The 16177-nt window shown below is 66.9% G+C and carries 12 protein-coding genes; 7 read left to right on the top strand and 5 right to left on the bottom strand.

What is annotated here, in order from left to right; genetic code table 11:
• Positions 1-103 precede the first annotated feature (103 nt).
• The 5 genes from FV227_RS13025 (at position 104) to FV227_RS13005 (ending at position 6672) form a co-directional block, all read left to right on the top strand.
• Complete coding sequence (locus FV227_RS13025; RefSeq protein ID WP_187274785.1) at positions 104-1633, top strand: N-acetylneuraminate synthase family protein; 1530 nt, start codon at positions 104-106, stop codon at positions 1631-1633.
• A gap of 55 nt (positions 1634-1688) precedes the next feature.
• A complete protein-coding gene (locus FV227_RS13020) occupies positions 1689-3563 on the top strand; it encodes a thiamine pyrophosphate-binding protein (RefSeq protein ID WP_147859113.1) in 1875 nt (624 codons plus the stop codon).
• A 31-nt stretch (positions 3564-3594) separates the two neighbouring features.
• Entirely contained in the window at positions 3595-4431 is an 837-nt protein-coding gene (locus FV227_RS13015) for a sulfotransferase (RefSeq protein WP_147859112.1), read from the top strand.
• Positions 4432-4501: 70 nt separating this feature from the next.
• Positions 4502-5614, top strand: coding sequence for a class I SAM-dependent methyltransferase (locus FV227_RS13010; RefSeq protein ID WP_187274784.1), 1113 nt, complete (start codon positions 4502-4504; stop codon positions 5612-5614).
• A 5-nt stretch (positions 5615-5619) separates the two neighbouring features.
• Positions 5620-6672 carry an NAD(P)-dependent oxidoreductase gene (locus tag FV227_RS13005; RefSeq protein WP_147859110.1) on the top strand — a complete coding sequence of 351 codons (1053 nt, stop codon included), beginning with the start codon at positions 5620-5622 and terminating at the stop codon, positions 6670-6672.
• Between the two features lie 115 nt (positions 6673-6787).
• On the opposite strand, the gene FV227_RS13000 is transcribed toward FV227_RS13005, so the two are convergent.
• The 3 genes from FV227_RS13000 to FV227_RS12990 all read right to left on the bottom strand — a co-directional run bounded on the left by FV227_RS13000 (position 6788) and on the right by FV227_RS12990 (position 11684).
• Entirely contained in the window at positions 6788-8950 is a 2163-nt protein-coding gene (locus FV227_RS13000) for a tetratricopeptide repeat protein (RefSeq protein WP_147859109.1), read from the bottom strand.
• A gap of 139 nt (positions 8951-9089) precedes the next feature.
• Positions 9090-10286: a flagellin gene (locus FV227_RS12995; RefSeq protein WP_147859108.1), complete on the bottom strand. Its 1197-nt coding sequence runs from the start codon at positions 10284-10286 to the stop codon at positions 9090-9092.
• 204 nt (positions 10287-10490) lie between these two features.
• The gene (locus FV227_RS12990; RefSeq protein ID WP_147859107.1) at positions 10491-11684 is read right to left on the bottom strand and encodes a flagellin; all 1194 of its coding nucleotides are present in this window, start codon (positions 11682-11684) and stop codon (positions 10491-10493) included.
• A gap of 210 nt (positions 11685-11894) precedes the next feature.
• Between FV227_RS12990 and FV227_RS12985 the strand changes: the two genes are divergently transcribed.
• Complete coding sequence (locus FV227_RS12985) at positions 11895-12272, top strand: flagellar biosynthesis repressor FlbT (RefSeq protein ID WP_147859106.1); 378 nt, start codon at positions 11895-11897, stop codon at positions 12270-12272.
• A 93-nt stretch (positions 12273-12365) separates the two neighbouring features.
• Here FV227_RS12985 and FV227_RS12980 read toward each other — a convergent pair whose 3' ends face one another.
• The gene (locus FV227_RS12980) at positions 12366-14564 is read right to left on the bottom strand and encodes a transglycosylase domain-containing protein (RefSeq protein ID WP_147859105.1); all 2199 of its coding nucleotides are present in this window, start codon (positions 14562-14564) and stop codon (positions 12366-12368) included.
• A gap of 271 nt (positions 14565-14835) precedes the next feature.
• Between FV227_RS12980 and FV227_RS12975 the strand changes: the two genes are divergently transcribed.
• Positions 14836-15087, top strand: coding sequence for a PilZ domain-containing protein (locus FV227_RS12975; RefSeq protein WP_147729070.1), 252 nt, complete (start codon positions 14836-14838; stop codon positions 15085-15087).
• A gap of 29 nt (positions 15088-15116) precedes the next feature.
• Here FV227_RS12975 and FV227_RS12970 read toward each other — a convergent pair whose 3' ends face one another.
• Complete coding sequence (locus FV227_RS12970; RefSeq protein WP_147859104.1) at positions 15117-16163, bottom strand: acyltransferase family protein; 1047 nt, start codon at positions 16161-16163, stop codon at positions 15117-15119.
• Between the last annotated feature and the right edge of the window lie 14 nt (positions 16164-16177).

Here is a 16177-nt window from a genome sequence, read left to right as displayed (position 1 = left end):
CGAAGATGGCCATCCTAGCCCACTGTCATGCTAGAGCTGCTTCGAGAGGAGCTGTCGCAGGCGGTCGAAGGTCCGACGCGCGCGGCCGAGCGAGACCCAATCCATGTCACAATCCCAGACGCCGCATGCCGCCTCCCGGATCCCGGAGCGCCTGTTCATCTTCGAGCTGGCCAACAACCACATGGGCGACGTCGAGCATGGGCTCCGCATCGTCGACGAATTCGCAGCCCTGGCCCGCGGCTACGATTTCGCCTTCGCGATCAAGCTCCAGTTCCGCGAGCTCGACACCTTCATCCACCCGGATTTCCAGGGTCGGGCCGACATCAAGTACATCAAGCGGTTCTCCGAAACCCGCCTGGACCGCGCGCAGACGCGCCGCCTGGTCGCGCGGATCAAGGAGCACGGGCTGATCGCCATGTGCACGCCCTTCGACGAGGCCTCCGTCGATCGCATCGTCGCGGACGGCTTCGACATCCTGAAGATCGCGAGCTGCTCGTTCACCGACTGGCCGCTGATCGAGGCGATCGGGCGGACCGATCTGCCCGTCGTCGGCTCGACCGCCGGGATCGAGCTGCTCGACATCGACAACATCGTGTCCTTCATGCGCCACCGCGAGTGCGATTTCGCGCTGATGACCTGCGTCGCGCAGTATCCGACGCCCGCGAGCGACCTGCAGCTCAACCAGATCGATCTCCTGCGCGCGCGCTATCCCCACCTGCGCATCGGATACTCGACGCACGAGGACCCGAACGAGACGCTGCCCGTCGCGATGGCGATCGCGAAGGGCGCTACGCTGTTCGAGAAGCATGTCGGCGTCCCGACCGAAACCTACGCGCTCAACGCCTACTCCGCATCGCCCGCCCAGGCGCGGGCCTGGCTGGATTCGGCCCGGAAGGCCTATGCCTGCGCCGGGGTGACGGGAGAGCGGGTCGAGCCGTCGCGGGAGGAACGCGACGCCCTGCGCGACCTGCGCCGGGGCGTGTTCGCGAAGCGGCCGATCGCCAAGGGACAGCGGCTCAAGGCCGAGGACGTGTTCTTCGCGATCCCCGCGCAGCCGGGCCAGGTCACCGCCAACGACTGGTCGAAGTACACGCACTACACCGCGACCGACGACATCCCCGCCGCGGCCCCGGTCACGTCCGCCGCCACGCGGCGGGAGGAGGTCCGGGCACGGATCCTGTCGATCGTCGAGCGTGTGAAGGCCCTGCTCAGCGAGAGCCGCGGGGTGGTGCCGGGCGAGGCCGAGCTCGAGATCTCGCACCATTACGGTCTCGAGCGGTTCGATCGGGTCGGCATCACGATGGTGACCGTGGTCAACCGCGGCTATTGCAAGAAGCTCATCGTCGTCCTGCCGGGGCAGTCGCATCCCGAGCAGTACCACGCGCGCAAGGAGGAGACCTTCCACATGCTGCACGGCGATCTCGTCCTGCGGCTCGACGGCGAGGATCAGGTCTGCCGGCCGGGCTCGGTGGTGACGATCACGCCGGGCACGCGGCACGCCTTCGAGAGCCGGACCGGGGCGGTGTTCGAGGAGATCTCCTCCACCCACGCGATCGACGACTCGTTCTACACCGATCCGGCGATCGGGCAGAACCCGGATCGCAAGACCTTCCTGCGCTACTGGCTCGCCTGACCGACGCCCCCGGCCGATCTCCGAGCCTGCCGCACCACCGAGAGACCCACCCGCGATGACCACCCATCTCCGGCGCCTGGCCGATTACGTCGCGGAGTTCGTGGCCGCCCAAGGGGTCGGCTGCGTCTTCCTCGTGCCCGGCGGCGGCGCGATGTACCTCGTCGATGCCGTCGGCGCCTGCCCCGCCCTGACCTACGTCCCGAACCATCACGAGCAGGCCTCGGCCATCGCGGCCGAAGCCTATGCGCGGGTGAACGGGCGCCTCGGCTGCGCCCTGGTGACGACGGGCCCGGGGGCGACGAACGCCATCACCGGATGCGCCGGCGCCTGGATCGAGTCCGTGCCGCTGCTGATCATCTCGGGCCAGGTGAAGCGCGACGACCTCATCGGCGCGAGCGGCGTCCGGCAGATGGGGCCGCAGGAGGTCGACATCGTCTCGATCGTGCGGCCGATCACCAAATACGCCGCGACGGTGATGGAGCCGGCGGCGATCCGCCGGCATCTCGAGGAGGCGGTGCACCGCGCGACGACGGGGCGGCGCGGGCCGGTCTGGCTCGACATTCCGCTGGACGTGCAGAACGCGACGATCGACGTCGCCGCGCTCGCCGGCTTCGCGCCGCCGTCGCCCGACGCGAGCACCGGCCCGACCGAGGCGCAGCTGGATGCCGTGATGGGCATGGTGGCGCGGGCGGAGCGGCCGATCATCCTGGCGGGGCACGGCATCCGCCTGGCGGAGGCGGCGGGCGCGTTCCGCGAGCTCTACGAGACGTTGCAGATCCCGGTGGTGACGACGTGGAACGCCGCCGACCTGATCCCGGCGGCCCATCCCCTGAGCGTCGGCAAGCCCGGCACGGTGGCGCTGCGCGCGCCGAACTTCGCGGTCCAGAACGCCGACCTCGTGATCGCGATCGGCGCGCGCCTCGACAACGTCGTCACCGCGCACAACCCGGCCAAGTTCGGCCGTCACGCGCAGAAGGTCGTCGTCGACGTCGATGCCGCCGAGCTGGCCAAGTTCTCGGAGAATGCCGGCTTCTCCTTGAGGATCGAGGCCGACGCGCGCGACTTCATCGGACGGCTCCTGCCGCGGGCGCGCGAGGCCGCGCCGGTCGACCGGTCCGGCTGGCTCGCGCGCTGCGCCGACTGGAAGCGGCGCTATCCGATCAACGACGGCGCGCCCTTCCCGACAGAAGGGCCGATCGGCCATTTCCACCTGACCCAGATGCTGTCCGAGGAACTGCCGGAGGACGGCCTGATCGTCACCGGAAGCTCCGGCCTGGCGGTCGAGTTCTTCCACACCGGCTTTCAGAACAAGCCGGGCCAACGGGTGTTCCTGACCTCGGGTCTCGGCGCGATGGGCTACGGCCTGCCGGCGATGATCGGCGCCTACATGGCGTCCGACCGCCGGCCCTTCGTCGGGATCGAGAGCGACGGCTCGCTGATGATGAACGTGCAGGAACTGCAGACGATTGCCAGCCTCGGGATGCCGGTTCGGATGTTCGTGTTCAACAACAACGGCTACGCCTCGATCCGCACGACGCAGCGCAACTACTTCGAGGGCCGCTACGTCGGCAGCGGGCCGCAGGCCAAGCTCGACATCCCCGATCTCGTCGCGCTGGCCAAGACCTTCGGCTGGGACGCGTTCGCGATCTCGGACGTCGCCGACCTGCGCGACGGCATCCGGCGCGCGCTCGATCACCCGGGGCCGCTCCTCGTCGACGTGCGCGTGATCGAAACCGAGGCGCTGTTCCCGAAATCGGCGGCCCTGCCCCAGGCCGACGGATCAATGCGCTCGATGCCGCTGGAGGACATGTCGCCGCTGCTGCCGCGCGACGAGTTCCGCGCCAACATGATCGTTCCGCTCGATCCGGCCTCGGAGACCGTGCCCGAGTACCTGATCGTCCGGCACCGATCGACAGATCGAACCGACTGACGATTCTCGCCCGCGATAAGGCACTAAGACAATGGGAACGCACACAAAGCCCGTTTTCATCGTGGGCAGCGGCCGGAGCGGCACGCGGACGATGTTTCGGATGCTCACGGGCGCCGAAGGGCTCGAGATCCACCACGAATATCTTTGCAACGCCATCCAGCGGATCGCGGCCCGATACTACATGGGATTGACGTCCGAGGACGAGGCCAAACGACTGATCGCTCCCCTGCACGGCGCGGCGATACACTACGCGTCGGACGCCGTCTGGGCCGATTCATCCAACAAGTTGTCGTGGTTGATACGACCCCTCGGCGAGATGTTCCCGACCGCGAAATTCCTGGCCATCGTCCGCGATGGGCGAAAGGTCACGAGCTCGTTCTACTACAAGCTTCGGGAAGAAATGTACGACGACGATAGCGTCGAGATTCTCAGGACCTGGTTGAGAGACCAAGTGAGCCTTCCGGAACCGCCGCCCGAGAAGCGCTACTGGTGGAATATTCCACGTTCCGATCAGTTTTTAGGAAGCGCTTTTCCGAATTTCGACCGTCTTCGACGCGTTGCTTGGCATTGGGCCGAGAATTGTCGCGAGATCACCGAACGTTTTGCGGAATTGCCGGATGATCGCGTCAAACTCGTTCGACTGGAGGAGCTCACACGTGATGAAGAGCTTCTTAAACGGACGATCGATTTCATCGGCATCGACTACGATCCCGTCTATTCCGACTATCTTCAGACTCCGCGAAATGTATTCGTTCCCATCGATTTCCAGCTGACCCGTGCTCAGGAGGCCGCCTTCCAAGAGATCGCCGGGCCGATGATGACGCGCATGGGATACGTCGGGGAGAAAGCCTATCATGTCTCCTACTAGCCTCTCCTGCGACGCATGCGCGACGCCTCTGACATCGGCCTTCTATAGCCCTCTTCATTCACGCCGCGGCGTGGCGGTGTTCGTCTGTTCGCAATGCGGCCTCACGCAAAGCGGTTTCCAGCCCTACGCCCGCGACCGCCGCCAGACATTGAGCGCGGATGCAGATTGGGGCAACGTGCGCCATGGCAAAGGGCTTCGTTTTGAAGCCGTCTGCGGTTTGGTGGAGGGCCTGGACTTGTCTCGAGTCACCGACATCCTCGATGTCGGATCGAACCGTGGCGATTTCCTCCGTTGGGTTCAGCAACGACATCCACATGCGGCGATCTGGGCGGTCGAGCCCGACGAACGGATTGTCGATTATCGGCATTCACCGGGCGTCAATTACCGGAAGGGCAAGCTGGAGGACTCCGACCTCCCGCAAGAAAAATTCGGGTTCGTCTACAATTGCCAAACATTGGAGCATTCGAATTCTGCGGTAGCAATGCTGCAGACGATCTGGCGCGCCATGCGCCCAGGCGCTCTCATGCTGTTGGACGTGCCGAACATCAGTTCGATCGGGCACTCGGATATCGTCGAGGAATTTTTCATCGACAAGCACGTGTTCCATTTCGATCCGTCGAGCCTCCGACGGCTTGTCGAGGCTGCCGGCTTCGAGATCGTGTCTCCGAGGGGTGGCGAAGATCCATTCAACATCACGCTTCTCGCCCGCAAGATCGAGATGATGCCCGAACCCTCCGGCTACGGGCAGGGGACACTTCCGCTCGACAATGCGGCGCTGATCCGAGCATACGCGGATACGCTGCACCGGAATCGCGAACGCCTCGCGAGGCTCGTCGAGACGAAGCTGCGCCCCTTGGCGAAACGACAGAGAGTCGCATACTGGGGTGCAGGTCGGATCTTCGATGCTCTCGTCAAGTATGGTGGCCTCACCTCGTCGGATCTTCATCTTCTGGTCGACAAGTATCTGGCCGGATTGATGCCAGAAACGCATGGGATCCCGATCCAGCGACCGGAGACGCTTCGATTGCATGAACCGCAGGTCGTGATCGTGCTGGCGCGTTCAGGGGAGAGCGCCATCGCCTCGCGCGCCTATGCGATGGGCATACGCCACGTGCTGAAGTTCAGTGAGCTTCTGGAGCAAGTGACCGACATCGCGGTCACGCCAGCGGCGATAGATCTCTGATCGGGATGCTCGATCGCATCGGACCCATGCACCACCTGCCCAGAGCGGACATCAACGAAGTCTTGCGGAGGAATTCCGTCGATTGGTCTCGCCTCGTCGATGCGCGCATGTTCATCACCGGGGGGACCGGGTTCTTCGGTCGTTGGCTGATCGCGGTTCTCTCGGCGGCCGATGCCGCCTTCGCGCTGAACCTGAAGATCACCCTTCTCACCCGAAACGTCGCATCGGCGCAGCGCCGTATCCCAGGGCATGAGAAAGTGTCTTGGCTTGAGGGCGATGTACGCAGCTTTCCTCTTCCGCCAGGGCAATTCGACTATCTCATCCACGCGGCGACCGATTCCAGCCAGGCGGGACAACGCGATCCAGACGGCCTGACGGCGCAGGTCGTGAATGGAACGCGGAGGGTGATCGACTTCGCACGGCAGGCCGGCGTTCGTCGGTGTCTCTATGTGAGTTCCGGTGCCGTCTACGGTCGTCAGCCTTCGCAGCTCGAAGCGATGGCGGAGACGTGCCCCTGCCGCCCGTCGACCGGCGCCTCCGCAGTCTACGGGCAGGCCAAGCTCGCCGCCGAGGACCTGATGCTGGCGGCCGGGCGGCATCACGATCTCAATGCGGTCGTCGCACGCCCGTTCGCCTGCGTCGGCCCTGGCTTGCCGCTGGACACGCATTTCGCCATCGGCAACTTCATCCGGGATGCCCTGCGCGGCGGCGATGTCGTAGTCGCGAGCGATGGCCGGCCGTTACGATCCTACCTGTATGCGGCAGATCTCGCGGACTGGCTGCTCACCTTGCTGGTGCGTGGCGATGCCGGACAGGTCTACAACGTCGGCTCGGATCGGGCGATCAGTATCGCCGACCTCGCAGGCCTCGTGTCGTCCCTGGTCTCGCCAAAGGGCCGAATCGTCATCGAAAGCCCGGTGGTGGGCGGCTCGAGCGCGCATCGGTACATACCGTCGATCGAGAAGGCCCGACTCGGCCTGGGCCTCGATGCCTGGACGTCCCTCGAGAGCGCGATCTGCAAGACCGTCGATGATGCGCGTTTGCGGGGCGCGTTCTGAACGCCTCGCGCATCGTGGACATCCGGAAGGAACCTCCGGAAGAAGGGTTCTGGCACAAGGCGTTGAGGCGCCGATCGCATGTCGCGTTCGCCGTTTCGATCGCGTGCGGTGGGACCTAGCCCGAGTGACGCTCCTGAGGCGCGGCCCAGCGCCGCCACATCTGGCGGAACGCACCTTCGACATCGGCGGCCAAGGTCGCATGGCTCATGTGCGGACTGCGGGCCAAGCGGCCGCGCAGGTCTCGGCGCACCGCTCGGAGCCGGTCCGGGTCCAGTGCCAGCGTGGCTGCGATGTCGATGTACGCCGCGGTGCTGCGACCTGAGAGTTCCGGCAGGCCGAGGATGGCCAGGGCAGAGCATCCCATCCGGGACACGACGTGCTCGCCTTCGAGGGCGATGAACGGCACGCCCATCCATAGCGCGTCGAAGCTCGTCGTTCCTCCATTGTAGGGAAACGGATCGAGGGCGATGTCGATCCGATTGTAGAGGACGTAGCGATTGCTGGGCGAGCGATGGATCAGGATCACGCGGTCGAGCGGGAGACCGAGGCGCTGCAGCCTCGCCCTCACCTGCGCACCGACATCCGGATCATCGACGTCGGCAATCTCCAGCAGCAGCCTCGATCCCGGAACCCGCAGGAGAATGTCGCGCCAGGCCACGAGCGCCGGGTCGCTCACCTTGGTGTAGCGGTTCACGCATCCGAAGGTGATGTAGCCGGCGTCTTCAGAAGGCGGACGACCTGAAAGCGGCAGGTCGGCCGCGGGAGCCTGATAGCAGGCCACCACGTGAGGCAGGCGCCAGAGCGTCTCGACGCTGACATCATCGCCGGTCCCGTCCGGCTCAATGAAGATATCCGTGAAGCGATAATCGATCGCCGCCATGCCGGTCGTTCCGGGATAGCCGATCCAGCCGACCTGGATCGGGGCGGGCTTGCGGGCGAAGACGAGGATGCGGTTCTCGGCCGTGTGGCCGGACAGGTCGACGAGGATGTCGATCGCCTCCGCCTCGATCAGGTCCGCCGCCTCGTCGTCGGTGAGGCCGCACAGGCAGTGCCAGTGGGCGAAGCTCGCCTTGAGGCGCTCCGTCGCCGCGTCCTCGTTCACCGTGTTGGAGAAGGCGAAGGTCTCGATCTGCGTCGTATCGAACCGGTGCAGCGCAGGCTCGAAGAAGTAGTTGACCGCATGCTCGCGGAAATCGCCCGAGACGAAACCGACCCGCAGGCGGCGCTCGGGATCGCGATCGTTCGCGAACGGGCGGCGGCGCAGCAGCGGATCGGCGAACCGAAGGCCGAAGGCCTGGGCGTCGGCGAAGCGTTCCTCGGCGGTATAGTCGGCGGAGTACAGCTTCGTGAACAGGCGGTTGCTGTGGACGAACGACAGGCTCGGGTCGATCCGCAGCGCCTCGTCGTAGGCGGCGATGGCCTCGTCGAGCAGGCCCATGTCCATCAGGGCGCTTCCGCGGTTGCTGTGGGCTTGCGCGAAGTCGGGGCAAAGCCGAAGCGCCTCGTCGAAGCGGTCGATCGCGTCGCGGAGGCGGCCCTGCTTGCGCAGGGCGACCCCGAAGTTGCTGAAGGTGTTCGGGTTGTTCGGATCGATCTCGATCGATCGGTCGAAGCAGGCATTCGCCTCGCCGTAGCGTCCCTGGCGCGCGAGGATCGTGCCGAGGTTGCCCTTGATCACCGGCGCGTCGTCGTCGAGGGAGACGGCGATCTGCAGGAGGTCGACGGCGAGGGTCAGGCGGTTCGTCTGCGCGGCGATGCTGCCGGCCATGTGGAGCGCTTCGACGTGGCCCTCGTCGAGCATCACGATCATGTCGATCAGCGGCTCGGCGTCCTTGAACAGCCGGTCCTCGTAATGCTGGTGCGCTTCGGTGAACAGGTTGGCGATCAGCGCCGTCAGCGTCGCCTGGGTCTCGGCATCGGCGAAGCGCTTCTCGCGGAAGCGCTCGAGCACGGAGCGGGCGTCTCCGACCCGGCGGGCGCCGAGCAATGCGGTGGCGAGCGAGAGCCAGTAATGCGGCTGGTCCGGCCCCGCCTTCAACGCGGCCGCGAAATGCGGCACCGCCAGCGCGACGCGATCGGTCTGGCTTGCGATGATGCCGAGCTTGTAGTTGGCTTCGGCGTTCTGCGGGTCGGCATCCAGCACCCGGCGATACTGCCGCTCGGCCGCCGCGAGCCGTCCGGCCCGCTGCTCGAGCGAGGCATCCTTCAGCAGCCTCGCGGTCGAGGATCGTCGCTGGGACGCGACCGGCAGGTCGCGATGATTCGTGCGTCGGGCCATGATGCCTCCCCCGCGCGACTGTCGCGTTGCGATGGTTAACGAACCGTTCCGGCCTCGCCCCCGGTCGCCGCCGGGCCTCACGCCTGAAAAAAGGCCGGGGCGATGCCCCGGCCTCGCTCCGAACGCGCGTGGGCGCAGCCTACCGCAGGAGCTGGAGGATTCCCTGCTGCGCGGTGTTGGCCAGCGAGAGGGCCGAGATGCCGAGCGACTGGCGGGTCGACAGGGCCTGGGAGTTCGCGGCCTCCTCGTTCAGGTCGGCATCGGTGAGCTTGGAGGCGCCGGTGTCGAGCACGTTCTGCAGGTTCTTGGTGAAGTCCTGGCGGTTCTGCACCACCGACAGGTTCGAGCCGAAGGTCGAGGCCTGCGAGCGCAGGGTCGAGGACGCGTTCGTCAGGCTGGTGAGCGTCGTCTTGACGTCGTTGTCGACCAGGAAGTTGCCCTGCCCATTCGAGGATGCACCGGAGTTGCCGGTGATCGCCGTTAGGCTGAGGCCGACCGAGGTAGCATCGACGCCCTGCACGTCGAGGTTCGAGGTGTCCTTCTCGTTGAACGAGATGTGCAGCTTGTTGGTGGTGGCGCTGCTCGACAGCAGATTGGTGCCGTTGAAGCTCGAGTCCTTGGCGAGCTGGTCGATCTGCGTCAGCAGGCTGTTGTACTGCTTGGCGAGGGCCGCGCGCTCCTTGACCCCGGTCACCGTCAGGTTCGAGCTCTGACCCGCCGTCGAGGTGGTGCCGTATTGGGGACCGGAGTTGGCGGTGCCGCTGGTGAAGCCGAGCGCGGTCTGGTCGGCGGGCGTCGAGAACTCGAGGTCGGCGCTGGCGCTGACGACGATCTTCGTGCCGGTCGTGTCCTTGCTGAACGCGTTGCCCGCGCCCTGGGGACCGACCACCGCGTTCAGCTTGGCGATGGTCGTGTCGATGGTGTCGCTGGCGGTCAGCGTGGTCGAGACCGCGGTGCCGTTGACCTGCAAATTGATCGTGCCGGCAGCGGCGGAGAAGGCGGCACCGGCTGTTCCGCTCGTGTTGAGCTGCGTGGCGAGTGCCTGGTTGGCGGTCGACTTGGCCGAGTCCACGAGCTTCTGGATCGAGGTCAGGCCCTGGTTGGCCGCCTGGATCGTCTGCACGCCGTTGGAGATGCTGTCGAGCAGGGTGCCGAGATCCGAGGAGCGGTTCGACAGGCTCTGCGCGGTGAAGAAGTTGACCGGGTTGTCGAGGGCCGAGGAGACCTTCTTGCCGGTGGAAAGACGGTTCTGCGTGGTCGACGAGAGCGCCGCCGTATCCTGCAGCGAGAGCAGGTTCTGGCGCGTGGCGGCAGAGAGCGTGACTTCCGAGGACATGGGATGATCCGTCTTGCTTAGGCGATGTTAGGGTTAACTAAGCACGCCGTTCCTTGCATTCCGGTTAATGAAGTCTGAGATTTCGGTTGGCTGCGCGCGTGATTAGGGAAGATCGACGATCGAAGACGCATCGCGGACAGAAAATGAAAAAGCGGCCGGGGCGATGCCCCAGCCGCTTCGTCGCGTCGTGATGGTGGGCGGTGCTTAGCGGAGGAGCTGAAGCACGCCCTGCTGGGCCTGGTTGGCCAGCGAGAGGGCCGAGATGCCGAGCGACTGGCGGGTCGACAGGGCCTGGGAGTTCGCGGCCTCCTCGTTCAGGTCGGCATCGGTGAGCTTGGAGGCGCCGGTGTCGAGCACGTTCTGGAGGTTCTTGGTGAAGTCCTGACGGTTCTGCACCACCGACAGGTTCGAGCCGAAGGTCGAGGCCTGCGAGCGCAGGGTCGAGGACGCGTTCGTCAGGCTGGTGAGCGTCGAGGTCACCGTGCTGTCGAGAAGGAAGTTGCCCTTGCCGTCCGCAGTCGCACCGGAGTTGCCGGTGATCGACGTCAGGCTGAGGCCGCCCGAGGTGGCATCGACGCCCTGCACGTCGAGGTTCGAGGTGTCCTTCTCGTTGAACGAGATGTGCAGCTTGTTCGAAGCCGCGCTGCTCGACAGCAGGTTGGTGCCGTTGAAGCTCGAGTCCTTGGCGAGCTGGTCGATCTGCGTCAGCAGGCTGTTGTACTGCTTGGCGAGGGCCGCGCGCTCCTTGACCCCGGTCACCGTCAGGTTCGAGCTCTGACCCGCCGTCGAGGTGGTGCCGTATTGGGGACCCGCGTTCGCGGCGCCGCTGGTGAAGCCGAGCGCGGTCTGGTCGGCGGGCGACGAGAACTCGATATCGGCCGTACCGTTGACGACGATCTTGGTGCCGGTGACGTCCTTGCTGAACGCGTTGCCCGCACCTTGGGCGCTGACGGCGGTGTTCAGCTTGGCGATGGTCGTGTCGATGGTGTCGCTGGCGGTCAGCGTGGTCGAGACCGCGGTGCCGTTGACTTCCAAGTTAACGGATCCGGCAGCGGCCGAGAAGGCAGCGGCGGCCGTTCCGGTGGTGGTGATCTGCGTGGCGAGTGCCTGGTTGGCGGTCGACTTGGCCGAGTCCACGAGCTTCTGGATCGAGGTCAGGCCCTGGTTGGCCGCCTGGATCGTCTGCACGCCGTTGGAGATGCTGTCGAGCAGGGTGCCGAGATCCGAGGAGCGGTTCGACAGGCTCTGCGCGGTGAAGAAGTTGACCGGGTTGTCGAGGGCCGAGGAGACCTTCTTGCCGGTGGAGAGGCGGTTCTGGGTGGTCGAGGACAAGGACGCCGTATCCTGCAGCGAAAGCAGGTTCTGGCGGGTAGCAGCGGTGAGAGAGACGCCGGACATGAGGTGAGATCCATATTTGATCAGAAGACCGGCTTTCTGCCGGCCTCACGAAGAAACATGTCGCCACCTACCGACGCGTTAAATCGACCGGTCGAATCCGGCATATCGCGGGTGTGCAGGGTGTATTGCGCCCAATTACGCGATGAGAGTTCAAACAACATTAACAGATCGTGTCGATGGTCGTGGTGTCTCTAGAATGGAGTTGCCGGCATGGCCCTACGCATCGAGCTGAAGCCCGCGGAGCGGCTGATCATCAACGGAGCGCTGATCCGGAACGGCGATCGGCGGTCGGTCTTCCTCGTCGAGACCCAGTGCAAGTTCCTGCGCGAGAGCGAGATCATCCGCGAGGCGGACGCCGACACGCCGTGCAAGAAGCTCTGCGTGACCCTGCAGGTGATCTATCTCGCCGACGATCCGGCGGAGGCGGAGAACCTGTTCGTGATGCAGTCGACCGAGATCCTGAAGACGATCCCGGGCGCGGCCCCGTATCTCGTGGCGATCCACGACGCGGTCGCGGCCAAGCAGTACCACCTGGCGATCAAGACCGGGCGGAAGCTCGTCGCCTACGAGGAAGAGCTGGCCGCCTGAGGGCGTCCGCCCGAGCGAGGCGTCGCGCAGCGCGACGCCTCGGGGGCCAGGTCCGCCGCGCGACGCGGGCGCCGGCCGAGCCGTCCGCTCACGTCACTCGCCGATGCCGAACAGCTTCTCGATGAAGTTGCGGTCGTCCGAGTCGCGGGCCGCCGGACGGCGGGCCGCATTCGGGCGGGGCGCCGGCGCCGGGGGCTCGCCGAAGATCTGGCCGAGGATGTTGCCCGGGCTCGGCGCGCTCGCCACCGAGGCAGTCGTCTCGGGCGCCTTGCGCCAGCGGTTGAGGCCGGGCAACGGCACCGGCGTCTGGCCCTTCAGCGCGACGCTCATGTAGGTCTTCCAGATCTCGACCGGTAGGTTGCCGCCCGACGCCTTCTTGGTCGGCTCGCCGTCGTCGTTGCCGAGCCAGATCCCGGTGACCAGGCTGCCGGAATAGCCGATGAACCAGGCATCGCGGAAATCCTGGCTGGTGCCGGTCTTGCCGGCGAGGTCCCAGCCCGGGATGTCGCCCTTCTTGGCGGTGCCGATCACGAAGGTCTCGTGCATCATCGCGTTCATCATGCCGACGGCGTTCGGATCGATGACGCGGCCGAGGCCGCCCTCCCCGCGCTTGTACAGCACCTTGCCGTCGGCAGCCTTCACGCCGGCGACGACGTAGGGGATCACGCCGGTGCCGCCGTTGGCGAAGGCGCTGTAGGCGCCGACCATCTCCAGCGGCGTCACCTCGGAAGTGCCGAGCGCGATCGAGCCGTTGGCCTGCAGCGCCGAGGTGATGCCGAGGCGCTGCGCGGTCTGCACCACCGCCTTGGCGCCGACCTCCTGGCCGAGGCGCACCGCGACGGTGTTGAGCGACAGGGCGAGCGCGGTCCGCAGCGTGACCGGGCCCTCGTACTGGTGCGAGTAGTTCTCCGGCTGCCAGTTGCCGATCTTGATCGGCGCGTCCTCCTTCACCGTGTCCGGCGTCGCGCCGCGCTCGACCGCGGCGAGGTAGACGAACGGCTTGAACGAGGAGCCGGGCTGGCGCTTGGCGGTGGTGGCGCGGTTGAACTGGCTCTGCGCATAGTCGCGCCCGCCGATCAGCGCGCGGATCGCGCCGTCCGGCCGCATCGAGACCAGCGCGCCCTGGCCGACGTTGTAGCGGCCGCCCTTGGCGTTCAGCTCGTCGACGAGCGCCTTCTCGGCGGTCGCCTGAAGGTTGGTGTCGACCGTAGTCTGCACGACGATGTCGCCCTCGATCGTGCCGACGAAGTCGTCGAGCACGTCCATCACGAGGTCGGCGACGTAGTTCGCCGAGCCGCCGCCGCGGGTGCTCGCCGGCCGGGCCGGCTGGGCGAGCGCCACCTTCGCGTCCTGGGCGGTGATAAAGCCGAGCTCCTGCATGGCCGCGACCACCTGGGCGGCGCGCGCCTGGGCCGCCGGCAGGTTGCGGTTCGGCGCCAGCCGCGAGGGCGCCTGGACGAGGCCGCCGAGCATCGCGGCTTCCGCGACGCTGACGGTCTTGGCCGGCTTGCCGAAGTAGCGCTGCGCCGCCGCCTCGACGCCGTAGGCGCCGGCGCCGAAGTAGACCCGGTTCAGGTAGAGCTCGAGCAGCTCGTCCTTGCTGTACTTGTGCTCGAGCCACAGGGCGAGGATCGCCTCCTGGATCTTGCGCGAGGCCGACCGCTCGGGCGTCAGGAACAGGTTCTTGGCGAGCTGCTGCGTCAGGGTCGAGCCGCCCTGGGCGACGCCGCGGCGCGTCAGGTTCTGGCCGATGGCGCGCAGGATGCCGACCGGGTCGACGCCGAAATGGCTGTAGAAGCGCCGGTCCTCGATCGCCACGAAGGCGCGCGGCAGGTAGCTCGGCAGCTCCTTGATGCCGACGACGCGACCGCCGGTCTCGCCGCGGTTGGCGAGCAGCGAGCCGTCGGAAGCGAGAATCGCGATGTTCGGCGGGCGCTTGGGCACCGCGAGCTGGTCGATCGGCGGAAGCTGGGAGGCATGGTAGGCGATCAGGCCGGCGATCCCGACCACCGCCCACAGGCCGAGCACCCAGCCGGCGTAGACCACACGCCCGAGCAGCGAGCGCCGCCGGACCTTCTTCGACGAAGCGCCACGCCGCGCGCCGCCCTTGGCGGCCGGCTTCGCCCGGCGGCTGCCCGCGTCCTCGCTGTCTCGGCTTCTGCTGGCCACGCCGCCTCCCGGGCGATCGGCCCGCGACAGGCGAAGGTCCGCGCCGCCCCGACCCGCGCCGCGCCCCTCGGGCACGTCGAAGTTCGGTTCGCCCCGGCCGTCCCGTCCGCGTCCGTTCGCCATGCGTCCCGTCTGTCCTGAGGCCCGTCCGAGATGCCCTGCGAAGTTGGTGCTGCGGCGATCGTCGGAGGCCCGGTTCCGCACGGTAAATGCGGCGGGTTTAAGGGATGTTAACCGCCGATTTTCAGAACCCGTTGACGATCAGGGACTTGGCGTTCGCGCTCCGCGATGCGGCCCGGCGTCGCCGAATCCCCGGGGTTTTTGGCGCCGGACGCGGCTTTTGCTAAGCGATTACGCGCAAGATGCGCTCCGCCTTCGACCTTGGGGTGATGCCATGAGCGACAATCGACGCAGCACCCCGCGCAAGGACGCCTTCCAGGTCGCGAGCCTGATCGCGGACGAATGCGGGGAGCCCTGCGAATGCCTGGTCTGGGACGTCTCGGAGACCGGCGCGCAGATCGAGGTCGCGGCCGAGATCGTCGCCCCCGATCGGTTCACGCTGCGGGTGACCGCTTACGAGCCGCCGCGGCGCTGTCGCGTCGTCCGGCGCGAGGGCCGGCGGCTGGGAGTACGGTTCGAAGGCTGAGACGAACCGCGAAACCGGCGCGCGCCGGCTCAAGCCGGCTGCAGCGCCGGAGCGGGGTCCTGCCGGGCCCTCGCGATGCGGAACGCCTTCGGGCGGGCGAACAGGAAGCGGAGGGCGGTGCCGCGCACCGCGCGCTCGAGGGCCAGCGGCACGATCACGGCGACGACCATCACCGTCAGGCTGGCGAGGCCGACATCGTCGATCAGCCCGACCTTGACCAGCAGCGTCCGCGTGACCGCCATCGGCAGGAAGAACGCGAGGTAGATCACGATCGAACGTTGCCCGCAGGCGCGCAACGCCGCGGTGACCGGCCCCCCGGCCGACGTCAGCAGGGCGGCGCCGGCGACGATGGCGAGCGCGCCGGCGCCGCCGAGGATCAGGCTGACCAGCGGCAGGCTGGCGAGCGTCGGGTACCCCGGCAGCTGCGAGGGCGTGAAGGCGAGCCAGGCCTCGATCCCCGCCCAGAGCATCAGTCCGGCACAGGCCAGCCCTGGGTTGCGCGCGACCCGGTCGGCCAAGGCGAAGATGCGCCCGGCGAACAGGTATCCGGCCACGAAGTAGACGTAGCGGGCGCAGAACTCCTCCGCGAGATAGGAAGGGGTCGCGATCGGCACGACCTGCAGCAGGGCGGCGCCGGCCAGGAGCACCGCGGCCGGCACGCGGCGCAGCAGCTTGGTCACCACGGAGAACACCGCGAGCAGGTAGATGAACCACAGCGTCGCGTACGGCTCGATCAGCGCGTGGACGAGATGGGCCGCGAAGGCGCCGGGCCCGGCCTCGCCAACGATCGCCGGATACTTCGCGAGCGACTGGACGACGACCCAGAGCCCGTAGAAGTAGGCGAAGTGGACGACACGCCGGTCGGCGAACAAGCGCCAGTCGCGGTCGATCACCCGGCCGACGAACAGGCCCGACAGCAGGAAGAAGTCCGGGATCCGGAACGGCTTCGCGAAGCTCACCACCGTGTGGAGGAAACCCTCGCCGTCCATCGCCTCGCCGGTGCCGAGGGTGGAATGCATCATCACCACGAGGAGGATGCAGATGCCCTTGGCGACGTCGACCCAGGCGAGACGCATCGCATCCCCCGGCC

This window comes from Methylobacterium sp. WL119 (genome assembly GCF_008039875.1).
Classification (GTDB): Bacteria; Pseudomonadota; Alphaproteobacteria; order Rhizobiales; family Beijerinckiaceae; genus Methylobacterium.
This window is presented reverse-complemented; position numbering and strand designations above follow the sequence as displayed.

Excerpts from the sequence above, each read along its gene's own strand:
- FV227_RS13025 (WP_187274785.1), top strand. The coding sequence starts at position 104 with ATGTCACAATCCCAGACGCCGCATGCCGCCTCCCGGATCCCGGAGCGC.
- FV227_RS13020 (WP_147859113.1), top strand. The coding sequence starts at position 1,689 with ATGACCACCCATCTCCGGCGCCTGGCCGATTACGTCGCGGAGTTCGTG.
- FV227_RS13015 (WP_147859112.1), top strand. The coding sequence starts at position 3,595 with ATGGGAACGCACACAAAGCCCGTTTTCATCGTGGGCAGCGGCCGGAGC.
- FV227_RS13005 (WP_147859110.1), top strand. The coding sequence starts at position 5,620 with ATGCTCGATCGCATCGGACCCATGCACCACCTGCCCAGAGCGGACATC.
- FV227_RS13000 (WP_147859109.1), bottom strand. The coding sequence starts at position 8,950 with ATGGCCCGACGCACGAATCATCGCGACCTGCCGGTCGCGTCCCAGCGA.
- FV227_RS12995 (WP_147859108.1), bottom strand. The coding sequence starts at position 10,286 with ATGTCCTCGGAAGTCACGCTCTCTGCCGCCACGCGCCAGAACCTGCTC.
- FV227_RS12990 (WP_147859107.1), bottom strand. The coding sequence starts at position 11,684 with ATGTCCGGCGTCTCTCTCACCGCTGCTACCCGCCAGAACCTGCTTTCG.
- FV227_RS12985 (WP_147859106.1), top strand. The coding sequence starts at position 11,895 with ATGGCCCTACGCATCGAGCTGAAGCCCGCGGAGCGGCTGATCATCAAC.
- FV227_RS12980 (WP_147859105.1), bottom strand. The coding sequence starts at position 14,564 with ATGGCGAACGGACGCGGACGGGACGGCCGGGGCGAACCGAACTTCGAC.
- FV227_RS12975 (WP_147729070.1), top strand. The coding sequence starts at position 14,836 with ATGAGCGACAATCGACGCAGCACCCCGCGCAAGGACGCCTTCCAGGTC.
- FV227_RS12970 (WP_147859104.1), bottom strand. The coding sequence starts at position 16,163 with ATGCGTCTCGCCTGGGTCGACGTCGCCAAGGGCATCTGCATCCTCCTC.